Below are 22,639 nucleotides of genomic sequence, written 5' to 3'. Positions count from 1 at the left end.
CGCCGTTAGGCGGTGGCCGGACGGGGCTTGATCACCGGGGCGCGCTTCGGCTTCGCAGCCGGCGGCTCGGAGTCGACCCCGCCGTCCACCGCGCCCGCGTCGATCGGGGCCTTCGGGAACGGGATGGGGGGAACATCCGAGATCGGGCGCTTGTCGCTGGAAAGCCACTGCGGGCGCTCCGGCAGCTTCTTCACGTCGGCGAAGATCTCGGCGATCTGGTTGTGGTCGAGAGTCTCGTGCTCCAGGAGCTGGGCCGCGAGCCGGTCGAGGACCGCACGGTTGTCGTTGAGGACTTCCCACGCCTCGTCGTGCGCCTTCTCGATGAGCTCGCGCACCTCCTTGTCGACGCGCTCCGCGATCCGCTCGGAGTAGTCGCGCTGGTGACCCATGTCGCGGCCGAGGAACATCTCGCCGTTCGCCTGGCCCAGCTTGACCGAGCCGATGTCGGCGCTCATGCCGTACTCCGTGACCATCTTGCGGGCGATGGAGGTCGCCTTCTCGATGTCGTTCGAGGCTCCGGTGGTCGGGTCGTGGAAGACGATCTCCTCCGCGACGCGGCCGCCCATGGCGTAGGCCAGCTGGTCGAGCAGCTCGTTGCGGGTGACGGAGTACTTGTCCTCCAGCGGCATCACCATTGTGTAACCGAGGGCGCGGCCGCGGGGCAGGATGGTGATCTTCGTCACGGGGTCGGTATGGCGCATCGCCGCGGCGGCGAGAGCGTGGCCGCCCTCGTGGTACGCCGTGATGAGCTTCTCCTGGTCCTTCATGACCCGGGTGCGCTTCTGGGGGCCGGCGATCACGCGGTCCACAGCCTCGTCGAGGGCGCGGTTGTCGATCAGCTGCGCGTTGGAACGCGCGGTCAGCAACGCGGCCTCATTGAGGACGTTCGCGAGGTCGGCACCGGTGAAGCCGGGCGTCTTGCGAGCCAGCACTTCGAGGTCGACGGATGCCGCGAGCGGCTTGCCGCGGCCGTGCACCTCGAGGATCTTCTTGCGGCCGAGCATGTCGGGCGCGTCGACGCCGATCTGGCGGTCGAACCGGCCCGGACGCAGCAGCGCGGGGTCGAGGATGTCGGGACGGTTGGTCGCCGCGATCAGGATGACGTTGGTCTTCGGGTCGAAGCCGTCCATCTCCACGAGAAGCTGGTTCAGCGTCTGCTCGCGCTCGTCGTGACCGCCGCCGAGCCCGGCGCCGCGGTGACGGCCGACGGCGTCGATCTCATCGATGAAGATGATGGCCGGCGAGTTCTCCTTCGCCTGCTGGAACAGGTCGCGGACACGGCTGGCGCCGACGCCGACGAACATCTCGACGAAGTCCGAGCCGGAGATCGAGTAGAACGGCACGCCCGCCTCACCCGCGACAGCGCGGGCCAGCAGCGTCTTGCCGGTTCCGGGAGGGCCGTACAGCAGCACGCCCTTCGGGATGCGCGCGCCGACCGCCTGGAACTTGGCCGGCTCCTTGAGGAAGTCCTTGATCTCCTCGAGCTCTTCGATGGCCTCGTCGGAGCCCGCGACGTCGTCGAAGGTGACCTTGGGGGTCTCCTTCGTGACGAGCTTCGCCCGCGACTTGCCGAACTGCATGACCTTGTTGCCGCCGCCCTGCATGCCGGAGATCATGATCCAGAAGAAGACGCCGATCAGCAGCGCAGGGATCAGGAAGCCCAGGATGTTGACGAACCAGTTCGGCTGGGGCACCTCGTCGTCGTAGCCCTTGGGAAGGTTCGCGTCGTCGACGGCCTTCACCACATCCTGGCCACGCGGGGTGACGTAGTAGAACTGCACCTGGTCGCCGAGGTTGCCGTCCGGCTCCTTCAGCGTCAGGTCGACACGGTTCTCACCGTCGACGATCTTCGCGCTCGACACCTTGTCTTGCGAGAGGTACTCCAGACCCTTCTGGGTGGAGACGCTCTTGAAGCCGGACATGGTGATCAGGCTGGAGCCGATCCATACCGCGATGATCGCGAGCACGACATACAGGATCGGGCCGCGGAAGATCTTCTTGACGTTCATGGTGCGACCACAGTACCGCCTGGGCGCTGTGGGCCGCCTGCGTGTTCGCTCTGGGCACCCTCCACGGCGGAGGGGCTCAGCTGTAGACGGCCGGGGCCAGAATCCCGACGCCGCGGAGGGTGCGGTAGCGCTCGTCGTAGTCGAGGCCGTAGCCCACGACGAACTGGTTCGGGATGTCGAATCCGACGTACTTGACGTCGATCTCGACGCGCGCCGCATCCGGCTTGCGAAGGAGGGTGAAGATCTCGATCGACTCCGGACCGCGGCTGCGCAGGTTCGAGAGCAGCCACGAGAGGGTGAGCCCCGAGTCGATGATGTCCTCGACGATGAGGACCGTCTTGCCGCTGAGGTCGGTGTCCAGATCCTTCAGGATGCGGACCACGCCGCTCGATTGCGTTCCGCTGCCGTAGGAGCTGACGGCCATCCAGTCCATGGTGACCGGGATGCGGAGCTCGCGGGAGAGGTCGGCCATCACCATGACGGCGCCCTTGAGGACGCCGATCAGCAGGACGTCCTTGCCTGCGTAATCCCGCTCGACCTCGCGGGCCAGCTCGGCGATGCGGGAGCGGATCTGCTCCTCAGTGATCAGAATCTCGGTCAGGTCGTTCTCGACGTCCGTGAGCTCCATGAGGAAGGCGCTGTCCTTTGCTTACGTTGTGGGGTGGAACATGAGCAGGCCGTTCTGCCTGACAACTCTAACGCCTGGCAGATCGACGGGGCCCTGCCCGTGCCAGTCGGTGATGAGGGCCGTGACGGCCAGGGTGTGTGCACGGCTCAGCGAGACCCCGAACTCGGCCGAGACGACGAGCCGGACGATCCGCTGCCGCAGGGCGGCGGGGTCGGCGGCGAGCCCGCGCACGTCGAGGGTGACCGCCCCGTCCTCGGACTGGCTGACCAGCTCCTGCGCCCACTCCAGGGCCAGGCCGTCGAGCGCCTCGTCGTCTTCGCGCAGCTGCTCGGCGGTGCGGGCCAGCGCCTCGGCCACGCCGGGACCGAGCTCGCGCTCGAGCACGGGAAGGACTGCATTCCGTACGCGAACCCGCGTGTAGGAGGGGTCGTCGTTCTGCGGGTCGTCCCACGGCTCCAGCCGGCTGTCGGCGCAGAAGGCCCGCGTGCCGGTGCGCCGGAGGCCGAGGAATGGCCGCAGCAGCCGTCCGGTGTCGGGGAGCATCCCCTGCAGGCTGGATGGGCCCGAGCCACGCGCGAGGCCGAGCAGCACGGTCTCGGCCTGGTCGTCGAGGGTGTGGGCCAGCAGGATGCGCTCGGCGCCGGTGCCGGCCACGGCCCGGTCGAACGCGTCGTGCCGAGCGGCCCGCGCTGCTCCCTCGGGGCCGCCGTGAGCCGCGACCTCCACTCGCTCGACCAGCACGGGGTCGAGTCCGAGTGCGGCGCCCTGCTGAGCGGCGCGCGCAGCCACCGCATCCGAACCCTGCTGGAGGCCGTGGTCGACGATGATCGCTCCCGCGCGGAAGCCGGCGCGCGGCGCCTCGAAGGCGGTGGCGGCGGCAAGCGCGAGGGAGTCCGCTCCCCCGCTCAGGCCCACCAGCACGAGCGCGCCCGGCGTGAGCGGCGCGGGACGGATGGGACCGTGGTCGTCGTGCGAGTCCACCGGCGGGAGGGCGGCGGCGGCCGCGAGAGCCGTCCGGACCGCACGACGGGCGTCGGCGATCGCCGGGGTCAGCCGCGGGCGCCGCTGAGAGCCTTCGGAGTCGGTGAGGGGCACCTAGTAACGTTAGTGCCGAATCACGACCCACAAAGGAGCACCGGCATGGCCGAATACGACGTCGTCATCGAGATCCCCAAGGGGAGCCGCAACAAGTACGAGGTGGACCACGAGACCGGTCGCGTGTACCTCGACCGCGTGCTGTTCACCAGCTTCGTCTACCCGACGGACTACGGCTTCTTCGAGAACACGCTCGGCGACGACGGCGACCCGCTGGACGCGCTGGTGCTGCTCGAGTACCCGCTGTTCCCGGGCGTCGGAGTGAAGGTGCGTCCCGTCGGCGTGCTCAACATGAGCGACGAGGCGGGCGGCGACGCGAAGGTCATCGCCGTGCCGTACAAGGACCCGCGCTGGCAGCACATCCAGGATGTCAACGACATCCCGGAGCAGACCCGCAAGGAGATCGAGCACTTCTTCGCCCGCTACAAGGACCTCGAGCCGGGCAAGTTCGTGAACATCGACGGCTGGGGCGACGCCGCAGAGGCCGACGGCCTCATCCAGAAGGCCATCGCGAAGCTCGCCGCCGAATCCCACTGACCCTTCCCGCCCGGCCAGCCGCCGAGCACAGGAAAAATGTCCCCGATCGAGCTGATCGGGGACATTTTTCCTGTGCTCGGGGGCGTGGTCCGGTCAGGCGGAGGGGCGGGCGACGAGGCGCCAGGGGGAGCCCCAGACGGACTGCCTCTTGACGACGTCGCCCTCGGTCGGGGCGGCGATCATCATTCCGCCGCCGATGTAGATGCCCACGTGGTAGAAGTCGCCCGGCCCGTCACCCCAGAAGATCAGGTCTCCGGGCTGCTTGGCGTTGTACGAGACAAGCTGGCCGCGGTTCGCCGCATGGAAGTACTGGTCGTTGACCGAGTGCGCGCCGATGTAGACGCCGGCGTAGGCGTACGCCTTCATGGTCAGACCCGAGCAGTCATAGCCCCGCGGGCCTTCGCCGCCGAAGATGTACGGCTTGCCGAGCTGGGCGCTCGCGTAGGCGATCGCGGTTTGGACGACGTTGCCGTTCGGCGCGGCCGGTGCAGCGCCACCGCCTCCGGCGGGAGCCGACGAGCCGCCGGACGCCGGGGGCCGGGCCGCTGCGGCTGCCGCTGCTGCGGCGCGCTGCTGCTCGGCCAGGGCCGCCGCTGCTGCCGCCTTGCGCGCGGCCTCCTGCGCTGCCTTCACCTGCTCGCCCTGGAGGTACGCCGCCTCTGTCTGAGCCGAGGTGTTCTTGAGAGTCGCCAGCTGTGCGACGAGCTCCGTCGACTTCTGCTGCTGGGTGGCGAGGGCCGACTGGGCCTTGGCCTGCGCATCCTGAGCGGCGGCGAGCGCTTTGTCCGCCTCGTCGGCGAGCGTGACGCGCTCCGCCTTGGCGGCTTTCGCCTGGGCCGTCAGCGCGTCGGCGGTGTTCTTGTCCTTCGTCGCCTGCTCGTAGACCGCTTTGGACTGCTCGGTCAGCTTGCTCATCGTGCCGAGCTGGAACAGGAGTTTGTCCGCCGCCGCGCCCGAGCCTCCGCCCTTCAGCATGAGGTCCGTCGTGACGTCACCGCCGCCGGACTTGGCCAGGTGGGAGGCGAGCAGGCCGGCGCGCATCTTCGACGTCTTCGCCTTGTCCGCCGCGTCGGCCGCCTGCTTCTCGAGGTCGTTCGCCTTGGCGGTGGCGGCCTCGAGCGCGTTCTTGGCCTGGAAATAGGCTTCGGCAGCCTTCTCGGACTGGATGCGTGCCGCATCCACGCTCGCCTGCAGGCCGCTGATCAGCGAGGTGATGTTGTCGATCATCGCCTGCTGGTTGGCCACGTTGTTCTTGGCCTGCTGGACGTCGTTCCACGACGGGTAGTCGACCGCGTGCGCGGGGGTGACGATGCCGATGGATGCGGTGACCGCCCCCATCACTCCTGCGCCGATGGCGAGGCCAGGGCGAACCCGGCTGCTTCGTGCGTTCTCGTTAGCCAAGGGGGGCCTGCCGATCTCTCATGAAGGGGATGCCGTTGATCTTCTCGTCGTTGATGCGTACTTCGAAGTGCAGATGGCAGCCGGTGGAAGCTCCCGTGCTGCCGACGCGGGCGATCGGCTGTCCGGCACCCACGTGCTGTCCGATGCCGACCATGATGCCGCCGTTCCGGATGTGCGCGTACCCGGTCTTGACCGCGCTGCCGTTGTCGATCAGCACGAAGTTGCCGTACGTGCCCTCGGGGCCGGCGTAGATGACCGTCCCCTCGTGCGCGGCATAGATGGGCGCGTTGCACGCAGCGCCGATGTCGATGCCGAGGTGGTAGGTGCTGCCGATGCCGCCGCCCGGCGAAGGGCGGGCGCCGAAGCCGTCGGTGATCGGGCCTGCGGCGGGGACGGCCCAGCCCTGCGGGCCGACATACCCGCCCGGGAGTCCGCCCGAACCGCGTGCGGCCGCGGCAGCCGCAGCAGCGGCGACTCCGGCCTGGTAGCCGGCCACGGTCTGCGCCGTGGTGTCCCTGAGCGCGGCGAGCTGCGCCTGCATGACGACGATCTGCTTCTGCTGCTCGGCCAGCTTGTCCTGGGCGGCCTTGGCGGCGGCGATGGCCGCCTGCATCGCGGCCTCGGCGGCGACGCGCAGCTTTTCGCGCTCCACCTTCGCGACATCGGCCTGCGCAGACAGCGACTTCGCCGTGTTCTGCGCGGTCTTGGCGTCGGTGTAGACCTTGTCGGACTGCTCCACGAGCTTCGACATGCTGCCGAGGCCTGAGAGGAGCTTGTCCGGACTGGTCGACGAGGCGTGGTTTCCGCTCAGGAAGAGGTTCGCGGTGAGGTTCCGTCCGCCGGTGCGGTAGAGCTGCGCCGCCAGCTTTCCGGCCTGGGCGCTCGCCTCGTCGGCCTGCTTCTGGCTGGCCGCCGCCTGCGACTCCAGGTCCTGCGCCTTGATGGTCGCGACGTCGAGGGCCGCCTGCGCTGCCTCCAGCTCCTCGCCGCGCTTCACCGCGGCCGCTTGGGTGTCCGCGACCTCGTTGGTGAGCTGGGAGATGAGGCCGTTGATGCGGTCGACCTGGGCGCTCGCGGCGGACTCGTTGGCCTTGGCGTTCTGGACGTCCTGCCACGACGGGTAGTTGTCCGCGTACGCGGGGGCAGCGACGGCGCCGACGGCCGTCACGGCTGCGACGACGAAGCCGGCGAGGGCGACGCGGAGCGCCCGGCGGCGCGAACCGCTCGGGGAGGTGGTCTGGGGGGCCATTCGGCTGCTCATCTGGCGTCTCATATTGTTACCGACCCGCTCGCTTCTGCATCCACTCTGGTCACATGAGTCACACGGGTCCCACGGTCAACATGTGCAACTTTAGCAACATGCCGTTTCGGGCGCCCAGGAAGGCGGCGAAACTCCGTCGGGGGCGTGCGGCCGCACGGGCGGTCGGGGGACCGCCTGAGCCGCAGACTATGGTGCGGTTTCGCAGGACCGGGGGATTTCCCGGTGGCGTTGCGGGAACCGAGCGGTGCTCATTCCTACCGACCCGCCCGGGATGGGATCCCGATTCGCAATCTCGTTCGGTCTTCCGTATGCTTGTTCGTCGGTGGTCATGGACAACGCGAGTCGTCCCGGACATCCGGCCCCATCGTTTAGCGGCCTAGGACACCGCCCTTTCACGGCGGCAGCACGGGTTCGAATCCCGTTGGGGTCACGTCCAACGGAGTCCACTAGTATTGATCGGCAGCACAAGAAATACCCACAATTCAAAAAGCTTCACAGTAAGGCCCTGTAGCGCAGTTGGTTAGCGTGCCGCCCTGTCACGGCGGAGGTCGCGGGTTCAAGTCCCGTCAGGGTCGCTCAGGCGACAAGCCCTTCCGAGTCGGAAGGGCTTCCGTCTAGGTGGACGCTCGAGCGTCCCCAGGCTCTGTAGCTCAGTTGGTAGAGCGCACGACTGAAAATCGTGAGGTCACGGGATCGACGCCCGTCGGAGCCACTGGAACCCTCGTCTAGCTTCTACATGACGGGGGTTTCTTCATGCCCCGTCTTCTCCTCTGTGCGGCGCGGCGCTACAGTCGCCGCATGTCCAAGCAGGTGATCTCGACGGACCGCGCGCCCGCCTCTCCCTTCTTCAGCCAGGGAGTCCGGGTGGGTCAGACCGTGTACGTGTCGGGGATGACCGGCACGGATCCGGCCACGAAGGAACTCGCCGGTCCGGCGATCCAGGATCAGACCCGCCAAGCACTGCGCAACTGCGCGTCGGTTCTCGCGGCCGCGGGCGGCACCCTCGCCGATGTCGCCCAGGTCACCGTGCTGCTCACCGACCCTGCGGACTTCGCCGGCATGAACGAGGCCTACGCCGAGGTCTTCCCCGCCGAACCGCCGGCGCGGGCGGTGGCGAAGCTCGGCGTCGAGCTACCCGGCGTGCTGGTGTCGATCATGCTGGTCGCGCACCTGGAGGGCTGACGCCTCCCGCCATTCGGAGACCAGGAGCGACCACACCTGCTTGTCGTGGAACACGTCGCCGACCGGCCACGCCTCGCGGAGCACGCCCTCGAACGTCATGCCCAGGCGACGGGCGACCGCCGAGCTCCTGTCGTTGTCGCTGCGGCACCTCCACTCGGCGCGGTGCATCCCGCGCTCGTCGAAGGCGTAGGCGAGCAGTTCGCGCACGGCGCTCGTGATGTGGCCGTGCCCCTCTGCGCCGGGTTCGAGCCAGCATCCGACCTCGAACGAGCCCGTCGCCGTCGAGAACTCCACGAACATGACGCCGCCGACGAGCACACCGTCGGTCCAGATCCCGTAGATGCCCGCGCCGTCCCGGGCGGCCCGTTCGGCGTAGCGACCGAGGGTGGCGCGCGCCCCCGCCACATCCGCCGTGACGAAGGACGGGCCCACCCAGGGGCGGATGTGCTCCCGGGCGCGGTCCAGATGGGCGGCGAACTCCTCGGCGCGCCACGGCTCCAACGGCGCCAGGGTGGCGCCGGAACTCAGGGTCGTAGAGAACATGGGCACACGTTACCGCCCGTGCCGATCAGTCGACCTCGGCGGCCCGCAGTCCGGCGAGCAACAGCCGCACCATCCGCTCCGACTGGGCCGACCCGCCGGAACCGGCGGGCCCTCCCCCGTGGCACAGGTTCGCGACCGCTCCCAGGAACTCCGTCGCCTCGGCGCCCCGCACGATGTCGCCCGACGCCAGCGCGGCGGCGAGCAGACGATCGAGAGTGGGTGCGAGTCGCGTCGAGAAGTACTCTGCCAGCGGCTCGTACGCCGGGTCGCCCGAATGGAGTGCGGCGGCGAGGCCGCGCTTGGCGGCGACGAACTGGGTGTAGCGCATGATCCAGCGGTCCAGCGCCTCGCCGGGCGGGTACTCGGCCTCCAGCGCGTCCGCGGCATCGACGCAGGCGTCCATCTCGCGCCGGAAGACCGCCGAGATGAGATCGGACCGGTGCGGGAAGTGCCGGTAGAGGGTGCCGACGCCGACCCCGGCGCGCTCGGCGATGGATCGGACGGGCGCGTCGACACCGGATTCGGCGAACACGGCCTTCGCTGCTTCCAGAAGGGCATCGAGGCTCTGTCGCGCATCGGCCCGCAGGCGGCGCGGCTGCTCCCGTTCGGTGCTCGTCGAGGAAGGCATGGCAGGTCTCTCTTGTAAACGGAACGATGTTCCGTATATGCTCGGCGGTAACAGGAACAACGTTCCGCTTCCATGATCCCACAACCCGGACCGCACGATCCAGCGTCAAGGAGCACACCATGAAATACCGCACTCTCGGCCGCACCGGCATCCAGGTCACCCCCTACGCGCTCGGCGCGATGATGCTCGGCTCTCTCGGCAATCCCGACCGACAGCAGGGCATCGCGATCATCCACCGGGCTCTCGACGGCGGCATCAACTTCATCGACACCGCCGACCGTTACGGGGACTCCGAGGAGGTGGTCGGCGAAGCGCTCAAGGGCCGACGCGACGAAGTCGTCCTGGCCACCAAGTTCTGGGGACCAGTCGACGACGACGTCAACCATCGCGGTGCCTCACGCCGCTGGATCATGGAGGCGGTCGAGCGATCGCTGCGCCGTCTCCAGACCGACCACATCGACCTGTACCAGTTGCACCGGCCCGACCCCGAGACGGACATCGACGAGACGCTCTCGGCTCTCACCGATCTGGTGCGCCAGGGCAAGGTCCGCGCGATCGGGTCGTCGTCGATGCGCGGGTCCGAGATCGTCGAGGCGCAGTGGATGTCGGAGCGCCGCGGGTTCGAACGGTTCCGGACCGAGCAGCCCAACTACTCCATCCTCGACCGCGAGATCGAACGGGAGATCCTCCCGGTCGCCCAGCGCTACGGCATGGGCACGCTCGTGTACAGCCCCCTCGCCGGCGGCACGCTCACCGGGCGCTACCGAGCGGGAGGCGAGAACGACAACTTCCGCTCGACGCGCACCGGGATGCGGCACTTCCGGGACGAGCGCCGCCTCGCCGCTGTGGAGCACCTGATCGCGCTCTCGGAGGAGGCGGGCATCCCTCTCACCCACCTCGCGATGGCGTTCGTCATCGCACACCCGGGCGTCACCTCGGCCATCGCCGGGCCGCGCACGATGGAGCAGCTGGAGGACACCCTCGCCGGGGCCGAGGTCACGCTGCCGGACGACGTGCTCGACCGGATCGACGAGATCGTCCCGCCCGGCGAGAGCATCGGAGCGATGGACATGGTCTACCGTGGGCCCGAAGTCGGCGATCCCGACGCGCGGCGCCGGCCCTCCACGCTGCGATCCGCCGCCTGATCGGAGTGAGCATGATGATCCTGGTGACCGGAGCCTCCACGGGCCTCGGGCTCGCAACGGCCGAGACGCTGGCGCGCGCCGGCCACCGGGTCGTCCTGCACGCACGCCGGCCGGACCGGATCGCCGATGACTCCGTGCGCGACCGGATGCACGCCGTCGTGTTCGGAGATCTGGCGAACACGCAGGAGACGATCGCGGTCGCTCGTCAGGCCGAGGAACTCGGACGGTTCGACGCGGTCATCCACAACGCCGGCGTGATCGACGGACCCGTGACGGCCGTGAACGTGGTCGCGCCGTACATCCTGATGTCGAGGCTGACTCCACCCGACCGCTCGATCGTCCTCAGCAGCGGGATGCACCTGTCCGGTTCCACGGACCTCGACCGGGCCTTCCGCGGATCGGGCGACTATTCGACCAGCAAGCTCCTGGTCACCGCGCTCGCCATGGCCGTCGCCGATCGCACATCCGTGCTGTCCCACGCCGTCGACCCGGGCTGGGTGCCCACCCGGATGGGCGGCCGAGGCGCGCCGGACGACCTGGAGGAGGGCCACCGCACCCAGGAGTGGCTCGCCACCGCGGACGCGGACGCGATCGACCCGGCGACCGGCGGGTACTGGTACCACCGGCGGGTGCGCGCGCCCCACCCGGCGACGCTCGACCGGACGTTCCAGGCGGCGCTCCTCAGCCGGCTCGCCGAGCTGACCGGGCTCGCGCTGTTCGACGACTGACTGCGGATGCTCCGATGCGTGCGGGGTCCCGCACGCCGGGCCGGATCTGCGATCATGACCCCGTGACCAGGACCGGCGACCCCACCGCGACGACCCGCACCCCGTCGCTGGCGTCCGACGTGTATCGCAACTGGATCGATGCTGATGTCGGTGATCTTCCTCAGCAACTGACGATGCTCACGCCGTACGCCGGGCTTCCGCCGCGCGGTCCGGCCAGGCGAGCCCCAGGTTCTCGCGCAGCGTTTCGCCCGCGTACTCGGCCGGATAGATCCCGCGCTCCTGCAGCAGGGGCACGAGCCGATCGACGATGTCGTCCAGCCCGGACGGGATCAGCCACGGTGTGATGTTGAAGCCGTCCACGACGCCCGCGTCCGCGTAGCGCTGCAGGGTCGCGGCCACGCTCGACGCGCTGCCGACGAAGCCACGGCCGGAGTTCAGGCGGATGACGAGGTCCCGGATCGACAGCTTCTCGGCCGTCGCCCGCTCACGCCACGCGTCGGCGGTCGCCTTCGCCTGGGCCGCTCGGAAGCCGGCCCCGCGGGTCTCCCCCGAGACGTCCTGGACCGGGTCGGAGTCGGGCAGCGGACCGTCCGGGTCGTACGCGCTCAGGTCCGTGCCCCAGATGTTCTCGAGGAAGGCGATCGCGGTCTGCGGCGTCACCTGGGCGTGGCGCACCCACCGCGCCTTCTCCTCCGCCTCGGCATCCGTGTCGGCGAGGATGAACTCCTGACCGGGGAAGATCTTGACGGCGTCGGCCGGCCTTCCGGCCTTGAGCGTGCGCTGCCGGATGTCGTCGGCGAACGCGCTCGCGTCGTCGAACGCGCTGTGCGCCGAGAAGATGACGTCTGCCTGGCGGGCGGCGAAGTCCCGGCCTTCGGCCGAGTCGCCCGCCTGGAAGATCACCGGTCGGCCCTGCGGGCTCTGCGGGAGGCGGCTGCGTCCCACCGCCCGGTAGTGGCCGGTATCCACCTCCACGAGAGCGGACGGGGTGTCAGCCGTCCAGGCGGCTGCGTCCGGCGTCTCGGCGATGTCCGCATCCCACGCGTTCCACAGGGCCTTGGCCGCTACGACGACGGCCTCGGCGTGCCGGTAGCGGTCGGCGTGGTCGAGGTAGCCGCCGCGGCGGAAGTTCTCGCCCGTCCAGGCGTTGTCGGTGGTGACCACGTTCCACGCGGCACGGCCGCCGGAGAGCAGGTCGAGGCTCGCCAGACGGTGGGCCAGGTCGAGCGGGTCGTTGTAGGTGGTGTTCTGCGTGGCGACGAGACCGATGCGCGAGGTGACCGCGGCGAGCGCGGCCAGTTGCGTCTGCGCATCCGGGCGCCCCGCCACATCCAACTCGTGGAGTGCGCCGAGGTGCTCGCGGAGCCGCAGCCCCTCGCCGAGGAAGAACGCCGAGAACAGGCCGCGCTCGGCGGTCTGCGCGACGCGGCGGAAGCTCTCGAAGTCGATCTGCGAGCCGCTCTCCGGTTCGGTCCACACGGTCGAGAAGTTGACGCCCTGGAAGAAGACGCCGAAGCGGAGGACGGTCGGGCGGCTCATGCGGACTCCTGGTAGCGGTTGACGGCGGCGGGGAGGCCGAGCGCGTCGCGCAAGGTGCCTCCGGGGCGGGTGGTGGCGAGCGCGGCGCGCTCGCGGAGCAGCGGCAGGACGCCGTAGGCGAGCTCGGGCAGCTCGGTGTCGAGCACGGCGGGGTGGATGCGCACCCCGTCGGTCACGCCGGCGAGCGCGGCGAGCAGGTCGGCGAGCCGGTCCGCGGCGCCGACGAAGCGGGCACGGGATGCGGCCAACGGCGTGTGCGCGTCGAGGGCGGCCAGCCGGTCGGCGGCACGCACGCCGGCTGCATCCAGCACCACGTCGAGGTCGAGCACGGCGAGCGCGCCGGCCTCGCGGAGTCGGGCCGTCTCCTGCGCCGCTCGCGCGACCAGCTCCGTCGGCGTTCCCCCTTCGACATCGAAGAACGCGACGTCGAGCTCCACCCCCTGCGACGATTTTCGCCAATTCGCGGTTTTCGCCGCGTCAGAACCGCGATTTGGCGCAAATCGCGCGAGGGAGGCGGGACCGAACACGGGGAGGGAGCCCTGCGGGGGGCGCGGCACGATCGGCGGCCCGACGATCGAGTAGTCGTCGCCGACGAAGTGGATGTGGTGGATGCGCTCCCGGTCGAGGTACCGGCCGGTCGGCACGTCGCGGATCACCGCATCCTCCTCCCACGAGTCCCACAGCCGCCGCGCGACCTCGACGGCGTCGGCGGCCGTCCCCGGTCGGCCTTCGCGGCCGTAGAGGGACGCGGTGGCGGCATCGTCCGCCGCCGTCGCCACCCAGCCGGCACGGCCCCGCGCGGCGAAGTCCAGCGAGGCCAGCTGCGTCGCGACGTGGAACGGCTCGCTGTAGACGGTGCCGACCTCCGGCACCAGGCCGATGGATGCGGTCAGCGGCGCGGCGAAGGCCGCCCGCTGGACCGCATCCAGCCGGGCACGGATCCCGTGCGGCGCGGAAGGGGGCTGCGCCGAGTCGGCGAACGTGGCGAACACGAACCCCGCGCGCTCGGCGGCCTGAGCACGCTGGGCGTGGATGCGCCCGCTGAGCAGCTCGGCGGGCGCATGTCCGGCCGCCCGCCAGGCGGAGGGGTGCGCGCCGTCGCCGTCGAGTTCGATCCCGAGGATGAAGGCGGCGCTCACTGGTTGTCCAGCGGGAGTCCGGGCGGGTTGATCTCCGACGTCGGCAGACCCTCGTTGGTGAGGTTGTACGCCTTGAGCCACTTCGCGTACTGCCCGTGCTCGATGAGGTAGTCGATGGCGTCGGCGATCGGCTTGTCGAGCCCGCTGCCCTTCTTCACCGTGGCGGCGATCAGTCCCTGGAGGGTGTCGCCTGCTCCGGAGAAGGTGCCTGCGGTGCGCGTCGGGTTGGCCGACGAGGCGCTCTGCGTGTTCTGGTAGGCGGCGGTGGGATTCGGCCCGAAGTTCGCGTCGATCTTGCCGGAGTTCAGGGCGAGGTAGGTGGAGTTGGCGTCCGGGTAGTACTTGATGTCGAGGGTCTTGCCCTCGGCGGCCAGCTTGGCCTTCCACTCGAGCAGGATCTTCTCCTGATTGGTGCCCGAGCTCACGGCAACGGTGAGTCCGGCGAGGTTCGTGTAGTCGCCGTCGAACGACCACGTGTTCTTCTTCAGCACCGTGAACGCCAGCTCGTCCTTGCGGTACGAGGCGAAGTCGTACTTCTCTTTGCGCTGCTCCGTGTCGGTGATGTTCGAGAAGCCGACGTTCGTGGCGCCGGTGTCGATGCCGACGAACAGGTTGTCCCAGGTCGCGTTCTTGACCTCGGGCTTCAGGCCGAGCACAGCCGCGACGAGGCGCCCCAGGTCGGGCTCGGATCCGGTCAGGGTCTTCTGGTCGTCGCCGGTGAAGGCGAGCGGCGGGAAGCCGGCCGGAAGCGCTCCGACTCCGATGACGAGCTTTCCGCTCTTCTTCACGGCGTCCGGCAGTTCGTCGGCGATCTTCTGGACCGTTCCGACTTTCACGGTGGTCTCGGTTCCCGCGCCGTTGGTGTGCGCTGCGATGGTGACCGTGTCCGCGGCGGACCCGCCGTCCTCGGCTGACGCCTGCCCGGAGCAGGCCGCGAGAGAGACGACGAGGGCGGCCGAGGCGAGCACGGCCCCGGTGACGCTCGCGCGTCTCCGGAGGGTGGTTCGTGGTGACATGGGATTCTCCTTGGTGGGTGGTTGGTGCGGCTTCAGGCGGAGCTCTCAGAGCACGCGGCTCAGGAACTCCCGGGTGCGGGATTCACGGGGGCGGTCGAGCACGTCGGCCGGGGCGCCCTGCTCCACGACGCGCCCGTCGTCGAGGAAGACGACGCGGTCGGCGACTTCACGGGCGAACCCGATCTCGTGGGTCACGACGACGAGCGTCGCCCCGCTGCCGGCGAGGGAGCGGATCACGGCAAGGACTTCGCCGACCAGCTCGGGGTCGAGCGCCGACGTCGGCTCGTCGAAGAGCAGCACGTCGGGCTCAAGCGCGAGGGCGCGGGCGATCGCGACGCGCTGCTGCTGGCCACCGGAGAGCTGCCGCGGATAGGCGGTCGCCTTGTCGGAGAGCCCGACGCGGTCGAGCAGCGCGAGCGCCTGCTCCCGTGCCGCCGCCGGCGGCGTGCCCTGGGAGATCGGCGCCTCCGACACGTTCTCGACGATGGTCAGGTGCGGGAAGAGGTTGAAGTTCTGGAAGACGAAGCCGATGCGGGCGCGCTGGCGCAGGATCTCGCGCTCGCTGCGCTCCTTCAGCCGGCCGCGGTGCAGGCGCACCCCGATCAGTTCGCCGTCGACGACGACGTAGCCTTCGTCGAGCGGCTCCAGGTGGTTGATCGCGCGGAGCAGCGTCGATTTGCCCGAACCGGACGGGCCGAGGATGACGGTGACCGTTCCGGCCTCGATCGTCAGGTCCACGCCGCGCAGCACCGGCCGGTCGCCGAACGCCTTGGTCGCGTTCGCGATCTCGATCCCGGCGCTCATGCCGCACCATCCAGACGGTGGTTCGCCCAGCCGCGCAGGCGCTGAAGCGGCGTCGGCGGGAGCGAGCGGACCGCGCCGCGGGCGTAGAACCGCTCGACGTAGTACTGGATGACGGAGACGACGCTCGTGAGCACCAGGTACCAGATGGTGGCGACGACCAGCAGCGGGATGATGTCCGTCGGGTAGGTGCTGCCGAGGTTCTGCACGACGCCGAACAGGTCGAGCAGCGAGACGTAGAAGAGGAGGGAGCTGGCCTTCAGCAGGCCGATGATCTGGTTGACGTAGGCCGGGACGATCGAGCGGAGCGCCTGCGGAAGGACGATCCGCCGGAACTGCCGCCCGCGCGGGAGACCCAGCGCCTTCGCCGCCTCGTGCTGCCCCTGATCGACCGAGAGCACTCCGGCCCGGACGATTTCCGAACTGTAGGCGATCTCACTGAGGCTCAGGCCGATGACACCGAGGGTGAGGTCGGAGAGCACGGACACCGTCTTCACCTCGACCTGCGGCCCGAAGGGGATGCCGATCCCGATCGTCGGGTACAGGTTGCCGAGGTTGTACAGGAAGATCAGCACCAGGATCAACGGCACCGACCGGAAGACCCAGACGTAGAGCCAGCTGACCGAGCTGAGCACGGGGTTGGCCGACAGCCGGCCGAGCGCCACGACGATCCCGCCCGCGAAGCTGACCACCGCCGAGATGGCGGTCGCCGCCAGGGTGAGCTGCAACCCGGTGAGGATGGCCGGGCTGAACAGCCATTTACCGACCTTCGCCCACTCCCACTCCGGGTTCGTGAACAGGGTCTGCCCGAAGTTGAGCAGGACGACGAGCACGAGCGCTGCGGCGATCCACCGGCCGGGGTGACGCAGCGGCAGGATGGGACGGTCGGCCAGACGGCGCAGGTCCACCCCGCCAGGAAGGGCGTCTGCGGCCGGGCGTGCGGCGGGGACCGTCTCCACCGCGGGGACCGTGTCCACCGCGGGGCCGGCGGCGCTCATCGGGAGACCTCGAGCGTCTTCTCGAACGCGTGGATGCCGACCTCGTCCGGCGTGAGCGCCGTGTCATAGAGCGGGCGGTATCCGGCGGCCAGGTACAGCGCCTTGGCCTCGGGCTGGCGCGGGCCGGTCGTCAGGTAGACGCGGGCGTAGCCCTGGCGGCCCGCCTCCGCCTCCAACTCGTCGACGACGCGCCGGGCGAGCCCCTGACGGCGGTGACCCGAGCTCGTCCAGATGCGCTTCAGCTCGGCGGTGCGCTCGTCGTACCGTTTGAAGGCGCCGCCCGCGATGGGCGTGCCCGCGCGGAGCAGGAGCACGAATGCGCCTCCGTGCGACGGTGCGAAGGCCTCGGCGGGATAGCGGCTCAGCTCGGTGGACGCGCGCTCGCCGAAGAAGTCGCCGTAGCGCGTGTCGTACTCGTACTCAAGTTCGTCCAGCAGGGGCCGGGCCAGCTCGTCGGTCGCCTCGACGTAGCGGAACTCGTCCGCTTCGACGTTCGTGACGGTCATCGGGTACCTCCAATCGCAGGGTGGGAGCGGGTGCTGGGCATGACCGTAGGGCGGATGCGACCGACCGCGACAACAACCGTTACGGTTTGCGTCGCCCCCGAAACACGGCGTCACGGAGGCTTGCCGGAACGCCCCGGGACGGTGATGGTGGCGCGATGCCCACCGACTCCGTCCCTCCGCGCGCCGGCCTTCGCGACCCGTTCTGCATCGTCGTCGTTGGCGCGGGTCCGCGGGCGATCGGCTGGCTGGAGCGGTTCGCCGCGGCGCGCTCGGTCGCCGCCGAACGGCCGCCCGTCGTCATCCATCTGGTCGATCCGTTTCCGGCCGGGCCGGGCCGGATCTGGCGGCGCGAGCAGTCTCCGCTGCTGAAGCTGAACTCGATGGCGGAAGACGTGACGATGTTCACCGACGATTCCTGCACGATCGACGGGCCGGTCCGGCCGGGCCCCTCGCTGCTGGAGTGGGTCGGGGGCGTTCGAGAGGGACGCATCTCTGACGCCGGGCCGCTCGATCCTGCGGTCGCGGCCGAACTCGCCGCCCTCCGCCGCGGCGACTTCCCGACGCGGCGGCTGCAGAGCCACTACCTGGAGTGGTTCCTCCGCCGGGCGGTCGACGCCCTGGACCGCGACGCGACGGTCGTGCGGCGGGTCGGCGAGGTCGTCTCCGTCCGCTCCGGAGCGTTCGACGAGACGGTCTGGCTCGCGGACGGCACGACGATCCGCGCCGACGCCGTGGTCTACGCGCTCGGGCACACGGGAAGCGAGCCGTCGGGCCAGGCCGCGGTCTTCGCGAGCTTCGCCCACCGGCACGGCCTGCACTACCAGCCGCCGGCGTTCACCGCCGACGCGGACCTGTCCGGCATCCGGGCGGGCGAGACCGTCGCCGTCCGCGGGATGGGACTCGCCGCGGTCGACCTCCTCGTGCTCCTGACCGAGGGACGCGGCGGACGGTTCGAGCGCCGCCACGACGGCCTGCGCTACCGGCCGAGCGGGCGCGAGCCGCGCATCCTCATCGGATCGCGGCGCGGCATCCCGTACCGCTCGAAGATCTCGTCGGGCCTCGCGGGCGACCCGCCCTCGCTGCGCTACCTCACCCCCGACGCGGTCGCCCGCCTCACGCGCGAACCAGGGGCACTCGACTTCCGCCGTGACGTCTGGCCGCTGGTCGAACGGGAGCTTCTGCACGGGTACTACCGGGAGCTCTTCACCGGCCATCCGGACCGGGTCGCGACGGCGTGGGAGGACTTCCGGGCTCGGCTGGATGCGGTGGAGGTGCGCTCCCCCGCCTACGACGCGCTGGTGTCCACCTCCATCCCGGACCCGGCCGACCGCCTGCACCTGGACGCGTTCGACCGTCCGCTCGCCGGAGCCCGCTTCGCCACGCGCGACGAGCTGCAGGAGCGGATCCGCGAGCACCTGCGCGACGACCTGCACCGGCGCAGCGCGCCCGAGCACAGCGCCACCCTCGGCCTCTTCTTCGGACTGCTGCTGACGATGTTCGCGCTGGCTCCGATCAGCGCATCCCCCGCCTGGACGGACGAGTCGCGTACGCGAGACCTGCTCGGCTGGTGGCCGGCCTACTTCAGCTACGTCGCATCCGGGCCGCCGGGACACCGGCTGGAGGAGCTGCTCGCGCTGTCCGAGGCGGGGGTCGTGGAGTTCGCCGGTGCCGATATCACCGTCGAGGAGGATGAAGAAGCGGGAGTCTTCCGCCTGTCGAGCGGCTCGATCGACGGGGTCGCCGCCGTCCGCACGCTCGTGGACGCGTGGCTTCCCGCTGCGCACGCCGACCGCACCGACAATCGCGCCCTGCGCGACCTGCTGGCGAGCGGTGCCGGGTCGTTCCGGCACGGGATGCTCCGCGTGGCGGAGGACGCCCGGGTGCTCGACGCCACGGGGAACCCCCACCCGCGCCGCTGGGCGATCGGTCCCTTCACGGACGCGGCGTTCGCCGGAGCGTTCGCACGGCCGGGCACGAACGCTCTGTCGTTCCGCGAGAACGACCGGGTCGCGCAGGCCGTCCTCCGGCTGGTCGGCGCGCGCTCGGCGTCGCACAGCGCAACATCGCCTGGCACCGTCCCCGCACTGTCACTACAGTGACCCCATGCCGGACGAACGCCACCGCCCGCTCGATTTCGAGACCCGCCAGATCCACGCCGGAGCCGTCGTCGACTCCGAGACCCGTTCCCGGGTGACGCCGATCTACCAGACGGCGGCGTACGTCTTCGACAGCTTCGATGACGGCGAGGACCGCTTCGCCGGGCGCAGCGCCTACCGCGCATACTCCCGCAACGAGAACCCGACGAACGCCGTGGCGGGGCGACGGATCGCCGACCTCGAAGGCGGTGTCGACGGGATCGTCGTGGCGAGCGGGCAGGCGGCCATCGCATCCACGATCAGCGCCCTCGCCGCGAGTGGCGACCACATCCTGGCCACGCGGTCGCTCTACGAGGGGACGCGCGAGATGTTCCGCGGGGTGCTCCGGCGGCAGGGCATCGAGTTCGAGTACGTGCCCGACGACGCGGACGACGCGGAGTGGGCGTCCCGCATCCGGCCGGCCACGAAGGCGATCTACACGGAGACGCTGCCCAACCCGCTCGGTCAGGTGGTCGACATCGAGCGGATCGCACGCCTGGCTCACGCCGGCGGCGTTCCGTTGATCGTCGACAACACGGTCCCGACCCCCTACCTGTGGCGACCCATCGAGGACGGCGCCGACATCGTCATCCACTCGACGTCGAAATGGCTTTCCGGTCACGCATCGGTCATCGGTGGGGCCGTCGTCGACGCGGGCACCTTCGACTGGGCGTCGCAGCCGGAGCGGTTCCCGCAGCTGACGGACGAGCCGCGGCCGGGAACCCCGTCGTTCATCGCCCGCTACGGCGCCGGTGCGTTCCTCGCCTACCTGCGCAGCGTCATCGTGCTCGAGTACGGTCCGACCGTCCCGCCGACCAGCACGTTCCTGCTACTGCACGGCATCGAGACGCTGTCGGTGCGGATGGATCGGCACGTCGCCAACGCGCAGACGGTCGCCGAGTGGCTGGCGGAGCGGTCCGAGGTCGCCGAGGTGCATTACCCCGGGCTCGCGTCGAATCCGTACCATGCGCGGGCGGAGCGCTACCTGCCGCTGGGGGCGGGCTCCATCGTGTCCATCGAGCTGGCCGGGGGCCGTGAGGCGGCGCGCCGCTTCATCGACGCGCTGGAGCTGATCTCGCCGATGACGCACATCGGGGATGTCCGCACGCTCGCGATCCACCTCGGGAGCACCATCCACGCCAAGCTGACGCCGGCCGAGCAGGCGGAGGCCGGGATCGGACCTGGCCTGATCCGTCTGTCGATCGGTCTGGAGAGCGCGCGCGACATCATCGCCGACCTGGAGCGCGGGCTCACCGCCGCCGGAACGCCGTCCGCCTGACGCCGCCGCGGCTCCTGCGTGAAGGAGATTCGGCATCCCGCCGCCCGATTCTCCTGCAGGACTGCCCATCGAAGGAGATTCGGGGGCGGTTCTCCTACGGTGGCCGCGGTCAGCCGGCGAGCAGCGACCGGGAGCGGGCCGACGCGACCGTCGCAGCGATGCGGCGCACCGCCTCCACGACCGTGCCCGGGTTGCAGGCGAGGTTGATGCGCGCGAAGCCGCGGCCCGGCTCGCCGAACGGCAGACCGGAGTTGAGGGCGACGCGGCCCTCGTCGATCAGCACGCGGGCCGGATCGTCCCCCAGGCCGGCGTCGCGGAAATCGAGCCACACCAGGTAGCCCGCGTCCGGGCGGACGGGGCGCACGGCCGGTGCGTGGGCGGCGAGTTCCGCCTCCAGCAGCCGGTAGTTGGAGGCGAGCAGCTCGACCAGGTCGTCGCGCCAGGCCACGCACGACAGGGCGGCGATGTTGGCGTGGAGGCCGAGGATGCTCGTGCGCGCCGCCAGCTCCTCCGGCAGCGCGGTCAGGAGCCGGGCGGACCAGTCGTCGGCGGCGACGACCACCGCGCACTTGAGGCCGGCGAGGTTCCAGGCCTTGCTGGCCGATGTCACGGTCACCGACCGGGTGCCGGCGGCACGGGCGATCGGCGCGAAGGGGGTGAAGACGGCTCCGGGATGGGTCAGGGGTGCGTGCACCTCGTCGCTGACGACGAACACGCCGTGTCGCGCAGCCAGCGCGGCAAGCGCCTCCAGAGTGTCGCGGCTGTGACATCGACCCGTCGGGTTCTGCGGGTTGCACAGGAGCAGGGCATCGGCGCCCGCGGCGAACGCCTCCTCGATCCCGGCCAGGTCGAGCGACCAGTCCTCGTCCTCGAGCAGCGGGACCGTCACCGCGACCGCATCCGCCTCGTCCACCATCTCGAAGAACGGCGGGTAGACGGGAGGCGTCAGCACGACGCGTCCCCCGACCTCCGGCAGCGCCAGCCGCAGCGCCTCGACAACGCCGACGGTCACGTCGGTCGCCAGGTGAACGGTCGCCGGGTCGACCTCCCACTTCCACTCGCGGGCGGCGAACTCGGCGAACGAGGTGGCGAGCGGACCGGCCGAGTCGAGGTAGCCGGTGTCCGAGTGGCGGAGCGTCTCGGCGACCCGGTCGAGGATGGCCGGCTCGACGTCGAAGTCCATCTCGGCCACGAAGACAGGCAGGACGTCCGCGGGGTAGCGGCGCCACTTGATGCTCGATCGGGTGGCGAACAGCTGCTCCAGGGAACGTGCCGGTCCGAAGCTCATCTGCACACTGTGCCGCAGCGCCAGGATGGACGCGACCCCGGCCGTCAAAAAGCGTAGTGAAAGGGCCGGTTCCGTCGCGCCGTAGCGTCAGTCGACGTCGTACGTCAGGTGCGTCGCGTTGGGCGTGACCACGACCGAACGCTGCCGGAGCGTGCGCGGCGGGGCATCCACGAACAGCGGCGTGCCCGACCCGAGCAGCACCGGTGCGAGGTGCAGCGTGAGCACGTCGACGAGTCCGGCGGCGACCGCGGAGCCGACCAGCTCCGCGCCACCCATGAGCACTGCATCGAGGTCGCGACCGGTCGCTGCGGAGGCGGCTTCCGCGTGCTCGCGGGCCGATCGCACCGCATCCTCGAGCCCGGTCGTTACGAAGGTCCAGTCCAGGTCGGTGAGACGGATGGACGCGGGGGCCGCTCCGGTCACCACGAGGAAGGACGGTTTTCCGACCTCCCCCGCGCCGTAGCCGATCTCGTCGCTCCAGCCGTCCGGCCCGTCGATGATGTCGAACAGGTGGCGGCCCATCACCACGGCGCCGGAGCGCGTCGTTCCCGCCTCCAGCAGGCGCTTCTCGTCCGGGTCGTCGGAGAACGCCCAGGTGTGCAGGGCGAGTCCACCGTCGCCCATGCCGTTGTTCAGGGAGACGTGCGGTCCGGTGACGAACCCGTCGAGCGAGACCGAGATGTCGGCGATGACCTGTGTCATGAGGTGCTCCTCTGCCCCGTTGTGTATTCAACGCTTTGGTTGAATACAACGGTACGACTGCACGCGGAGGCCCGTCAAG

The 22,639-nt window shown here is 70.2% G+C and carries 21 protein-coding genes and 3 tRNA genes; 9 read left to right on the top strand and 15 right to left on the bottom strand.

The window, feature by feature from the left end:
• Positions 1-5 precede the first annotated feature (5 nt).
• From ftsH to tilS, 3 genes are all read right to left on the bottom strand, one after another.
• A complete protein-coding gene (gene ftsH / locus P3F85_RS01560) occupies positions 6-2,009 on the bottom strand; it encodes an ATP-dependent zinc metalloprotease FtsH (protein ID WP_374009512.1) in 2,004 nt (667 codons plus the stop codon).
• 76 nt (positions 2,010-2,085) lie between these two features.
• Positions 2,086-2,637: a hypoxanthine phosphoribosyltransferase gene (hpt, locus tag P3F85_RS01555; RefSeq protein WP_374009511.1), complete on the bottom strand. Its 552-nt coding sequence runs from the start codon at positions 2,635-2,637 to the stop codon at positions 2,086-2,088.
• Between the two features lie 21 nt (positions 2,638-2,658).
• On the bottom strand, positions 2,659-3,732 hold the full coding sequence (gene tilS / locus P3F85_RS01550) for a tRNA lysidine(34) synthetase TilS (RefSeq protein ID WP_374009510.1): 1,074 nt from the start codon (positions 3,730-3,732) through the stop codon (positions 2,659-2,661).
• Between the two features lie 45 nt (positions 3,733-3,777).
• Between tilS and P3F85_RS01545 the strand changes: the two genes are divergently transcribed.
• Positions 3,778-4,269 (top strand): inorganic diphosphatase, encoded by a 492-nt coding sequence (locus tag P3F85_RS01545; RefSeq protein ID WP_374009509.1) that lies wholly within the window; start codon positions 3,778-3,780, stop codon positions 4,267-4,269.
• A 93-nt stretch (positions 4,270-4,362) separates the two neighbouring features.
• Here the strand turns inward: P3F85_RS01545 and P3F85_RS01540 are convergent, their stop codons facing one another.
• Positions 4,363-5,670, bottom strand: coding sequence for an NlpC/P60 family protein (locus P3F85_RS01540; protein WP_374009508.1), 1,308 nt, complete (start codon positions 5,668-5,670; stop codon positions 4,363-4,365).
• Positions 5,663-6,919 (bottom strand): peptidoglycan DD-metalloendopeptidase family protein, encoded by a 1,257-nt coding sequence (locus P3F85_RS01535; protein WP_374009507.1) that lies wholly within the window; start codon positions 6,917-6,919, stop codon positions 5,663-5,665. The genes P3F85_RS01540 and P3F85_RS01535 overlap by 8 nt, the downstream gene beginning before the upstream one ends.
• 369 nt (positions 6,920-7,288) lie before the next feature.
• On the opposite strand from P3F85_RS01535, the gene P3F85_RS01530 reads away from it, so the two are divergent.
• The 4 genes from P3F85_RS01530 to P3F85_RS01515 all read left to right on the top strand — a co-directional run bounded on the left by P3F85_RS01530 (position 7,289) and on the right by P3F85_RS01515 (position 8,113).
• A tRNA-Glu gene (locus tag P3F85_RS01530) sits at positions 7,289-7,361 on the top strand.
• Positions 7,362-7,432: 71 nt separating this feature from the next.
• Positions 7,433-7,506, top strand: a tRNA-Asp gene (locus P3F85_RS01525).
• Between the two features lie 64 nt (positions 7,507-7,570).
• Positions 7,571-7,643 (top strand) — tRNA-Phe (locus P3F85_RS01520).
• Between the two features lie 86 nt (positions 7,644-7,729).
• Positions 7,730-8,113 carry a RidA family protein gene (locus tag P3F85_RS01515; protein ID WP_374009506.1) on the top strand — a complete coding sequence of 128 codons (384 nt, stop codon included), beginning with the start codon at positions 7,730-7,732 and terminating at the stop codon, positions 8,111-8,113.
• Here P3F85_RS01515 and P3F85_RS01510 read toward each other — a convergent pair.
• Together P3F85_RS01510 and P3F85_RS01505 are read right to left on the bottom strand one after the other, a co-directional pair.
• The gene (locus P3F85_RS01510) at positions 8,063-8,656 is read right to left on the bottom strand and encodes a GNAT family N-acetyltransferase (protein WP_374009505.1); all 594 of its coding nucleotides are present in this window, start codon (positions 8,654-8,656) and stop codon (positions 8,063-8,065) included. The genes P3F85_RS01515 and P3F85_RS01510 overlap by 51 nt on opposite strands.
• Positions 8,657-8,681: 25 nt before the next feature.
• Positions 8,682-9,284, bottom strand: coding sequence for a TetR/AcrR family transcriptional regulator (locus P3F85_RS01505; RefSeq protein WP_374009504.1), 603 nt, complete (start codon positions 9,282-9,284; stop codon positions 8,682-8,684).
• Positions 9,285-9,403: 119 nt separating this feature from the next.
• Here P3F85_RS01505 and P3F85_RS01500 point away from each other — a divergent pair, with 119 nt between their 5' ends.
• Both P3F85_RS01500 and P3F85_RS01495 read left to right on the top strand, forming a co-directional pair.
• Positions 9,404-10,429, top strand: a complete 1,026-nt coding sequence (locus P3F85_RS01500; RefSeq protein WP_374009503.1) for an aldo/keto reductase — start codon at positions 9,404-9,406, stop codon at positions 10,427-10,429.
• Between the two features lie 11 nt (positions 10,430-10,440).
• Positions 10,441-11,157 (top strand): SDR family NAD(P)-dependent oxidoreductase, encoded by a 717-nt coding sequence (locus P3F85_RS01495; protein WP_374009502.1) that lies wholly within the window; start codon positions 10,441-10,443, stop codon positions 11,155-11,157.
• A 177-nt stretch (positions 11,158-11,334) separates the two neighbouring features.
• Here P3F85_RS01495 and P3F85_RS01490 read toward each other — a convergent pair whose 3' ends face one another.
• From P3F85_RS01490 to P3F85_RS01465, 6 genes are read right to left on the bottom strand one after another with little or no spacing between them, the layout of a single operon-like run.
• Positions 11,335-12,696 carry an NtaA/DmoA family FMN-dependent monooxygenase gene (locus tag P3F85_RS01490; RefSeq protein ID WP_374009501.1) on the bottom strand — a complete coding sequence of 454 codons (1,362 nt, stop codon included), beginning with the start codon at positions 12,694-12,696 and terminating at the stop codon, positions 11,335-11,337.
• On the bottom strand, positions 12,693-13,835 hold the full coding sequence (locus P3F85_RS01485) for an LLM class flavin-dependent oxidoreductase (protein ID WP_374009500.1): 1,143 nt from the start codon (positions 13,833-13,835) through the stop codon (positions 12,693-12,695). Before P3F85_RS01485 ends, P3F85_RS01490 begins: the two co-directional genes overlap by 4 nt.
• Positions 13,832-14,851 carry a transporter substrate-binding domain-containing protein gene (locus P3F85_RS01480; protein ID WP_374009499.1) on the bottom strand — a complete coding sequence of 340 codons (1,020 nt, stop codon included), beginning with the start codon at positions 14,849-14,851 and terminating at the stop codon, positions 13,832-13,834. Before P3F85_RS01480 ends, P3F85_RS01485 begins: the two co-directional genes overlap by 4 nt.
• Before the next feature lie 45 nt (positions 14,852-14,896).
• Complete coding sequence (locus P3F85_RS01475; protein ID WP_374009498.1) at positions 14,897-15,655, bottom strand: amino acid ABC transporter ATP-binding protein; 759 nt, start codon at positions 15,653-15,655, stop codon at positions 14,897-14,899.
• Entirely contained in the window at positions 15,652-16,650 is a 999-nt protein-coding gene (locus P3F85_RS01470) for an amino acid ABC transporter permease (protein WP_374009497.1), read from the bottom strand. Before P3F85_RS01470 ends, P3F85_RS01475 begins: the two co-directional genes overlap by 4 nt.
• On the bottom strand, positions 16,647-17,156 hold the full coding sequence (locus P3F85_RS01465; protein WP_374009496.1) for a GNAT family N-acetyltransferase: 510 nt from the start codon (positions 17,154-17,156) through the stop codon (positions 16,647-16,649). The genes P3F85_RS01470 and P3F85_RS01465 overlap by 4 nt, the downstream gene beginning before the upstream one ends.
• A 155-nt stretch (positions 17,157-17,311) precedes the next feature.
• Here P3F85_RS01465 and P3F85_RS01460 point away from each other — a divergent pair, with 155 nt between their 5' ends.
• On the top strand, positions 17,312-19,255 hold the full coding sequence (locus tag P3F85_RS01460; protein ID WP_374009495.1) for an FAD/NAD(P)-binding protein: 1,944 nt from the start codon (positions 17,312-17,314) through the stop codon (positions 19,253-19,255).
• A gap of 4 nt (positions 19,256-19,259) precedes the next feature.
• The gene (locus P3F85_RS01455) at positions 19,260-20,570 is read left to right on the top strand and encodes an O-acetylhomoserine aminocarboxypropyltransferase/cysteine synthase family protein (protein WP_374009494.1); all 1,311 of its coding nucleotides are present in this window, start codon (positions 19,260-19,262) and stop codon (positions 20,568-20,570) included.
• A 109-nt stretch (positions 20,571-20,679) separates the two neighbouring features.
• Here the strand turns inward: P3F85_RS01455 and P3F85_RS01450 are convergent, their stop codons facing one another.
• Positions 20,680-21,858 carry a MalY/PatB family protein gene (locus P3F85_RS01450; RefSeq protein WP_374009493.1) on the bottom strand — a complete coding sequence of 393 codons (1,179 nt, stop codon included), beginning with the start codon at positions 21,856-21,858 and terminating at the stop codon, positions 20,680-20,682.
• Positions 21,859-21,945: 87 nt separating this feature from the next.
• Positions 21,946-22,560 carry a dihydrofolate reductase family protein gene (locus tag P3F85_RS01445; RefSeq protein WP_374009492.1) on the bottom strand — a complete coding sequence of 205 codons (615 nt, stop codon included), beginning with the start codon at positions 22,558-22,560 and terminating at the stop codon, positions 21,946-21,948.
• Positions 22,561-22,639: the final 79 nt, after the last annotated feature.

This window comes from Leifsonia sp. T36S-04 (assembly GCF_042465655.1).
Lineage (GTDB): Bacteria > Actinomycetota > Actinomycetes > Actinomycetales > Microbacteriaceae > Leifsonia.
This window is presented reverse-complemented; position numbering and strand designations above follow the sequence as displayed.

Coding starts and splice junctions, on each gene's coding strand:
- P3F85_RS01450 (WP_374009493.1), bottom strand. CDS start 21,858: ATGAGCTTCGGACCGGCACGTTCCCTGGAGCAGCTGTTCGCCACCCGA.
- P3F85_RS01495 (WP_374009502.1), top strand. CDS start 10,441: ATGATGATCCTGGTGACCGGAGCCTCCACGGGCCTCGGGCTCGCAACG.
- P3F85_RS01455 (WP_374009494.1), top strand. CDS start 19,260: ATGCCGGACGAACGCCACCGCCCGCTCGATTTCGAGACCCGCCAGATC.
- P3F85_RS01515 (WP_374009506.1), top strand. CDS start 7,730: ATGTCCAAGCAGGTGATCTCGACGGACCGCGCGCCCGCCTCTCCCTTC.
- hpt (WP_374009511.1), bottom strand. CDS start 2,637: ATGGAGCTCACGGACGTCGAGAACGACCTGACCGAGATTCTGATCACT.
- P3F85_RS01535 (WP_374009507.1), bottom strand. CDS start 6,919: ATGGCCCCCCAGACCACCTCCCCGAGCGGTTCGCGCCGCCGGGCGCTC.
- P3F85_RS01445 (WP_374009492.1), bottom strand. CDS start 22,560: ATGACACAGGTCATCGCCGACATCTCGGTCTCGCTCGACGGGTTCGTC.
- P3F85_RS01490 (WP_374009501.1), bottom strand. CDS start 12,696: ATGAGCCGCCCGACCGTCCTCCGCTTCGGCGTCTTCTTCCAGGGCGTC.
- P3F85_RS01465 (WP_374009496.1), bottom strand. CDS start 17,156: ATGACCGTCACGAACGTCGAAGCGGACGAGTTCCGCTACGTCGAGGCG.
- P3F85_RS01500 (WP_374009503.1), top strand. CDS start 9,404: ATGAAATACCGCACTCTCGGCCGCACCGGCATCCAGGTCACCCCCTAC.
- ftsH (WP_374009512.1), bottom strand. CDS start 2,009: ATGAACGTCAAGAAGATCTTCCGCGGCCCGATCCTGTATGTCGTGCTC.
- P3F85_RS01545 (WP_374009509.1), top strand. CDS start 3,778: ATGGCCGAATACGACGTCGTCATCGAGATCCCCAAGGGGAGCCGCAAC.
- P3F85_RS01460 (WP_374009495.1), top strand. CDS start 17,312: ATGCCCACCGACTCCGTCCCTCCGCGCGCCGGCCTTCGCGACCCGTTC.
- P3F85_RS01480 (WP_374009499.1), bottom strand. CDS start 14,851: ATGTCACCACGAACCACCCTCCGGAGACGCGCGAGCGTCACCGGGGCC.
- P3F85_RS01470 (WP_374009497.1), bottom strand. CDS start 16,650: ATGAGCGCCGCCGGCCCCGCGGTGGACACGGTCCCCGCGGTGGAGACG.
- P3F85_RS01475 (WP_374009498.1), bottom strand. CDS start 15,655: ATGAGCGCCGGGATCGAGATCGCGAACGCGACCAAGGCGTTCGGCGAC.
- P3F85_RS01505 (WP_374009504.1), bottom strand. CDS start 9,284: ATGCCTTCCTCGACGAGCACCGAACGGGAGCAGCCGCGCCGCCTGCGG.
- P3F85_RS01510 (WP_374009505.1), bottom strand. CDS start 8,656: ATGTTCTCTACGACCCTGAGTTCCGGCGCCACCCTGGCGCCGTTGGAG.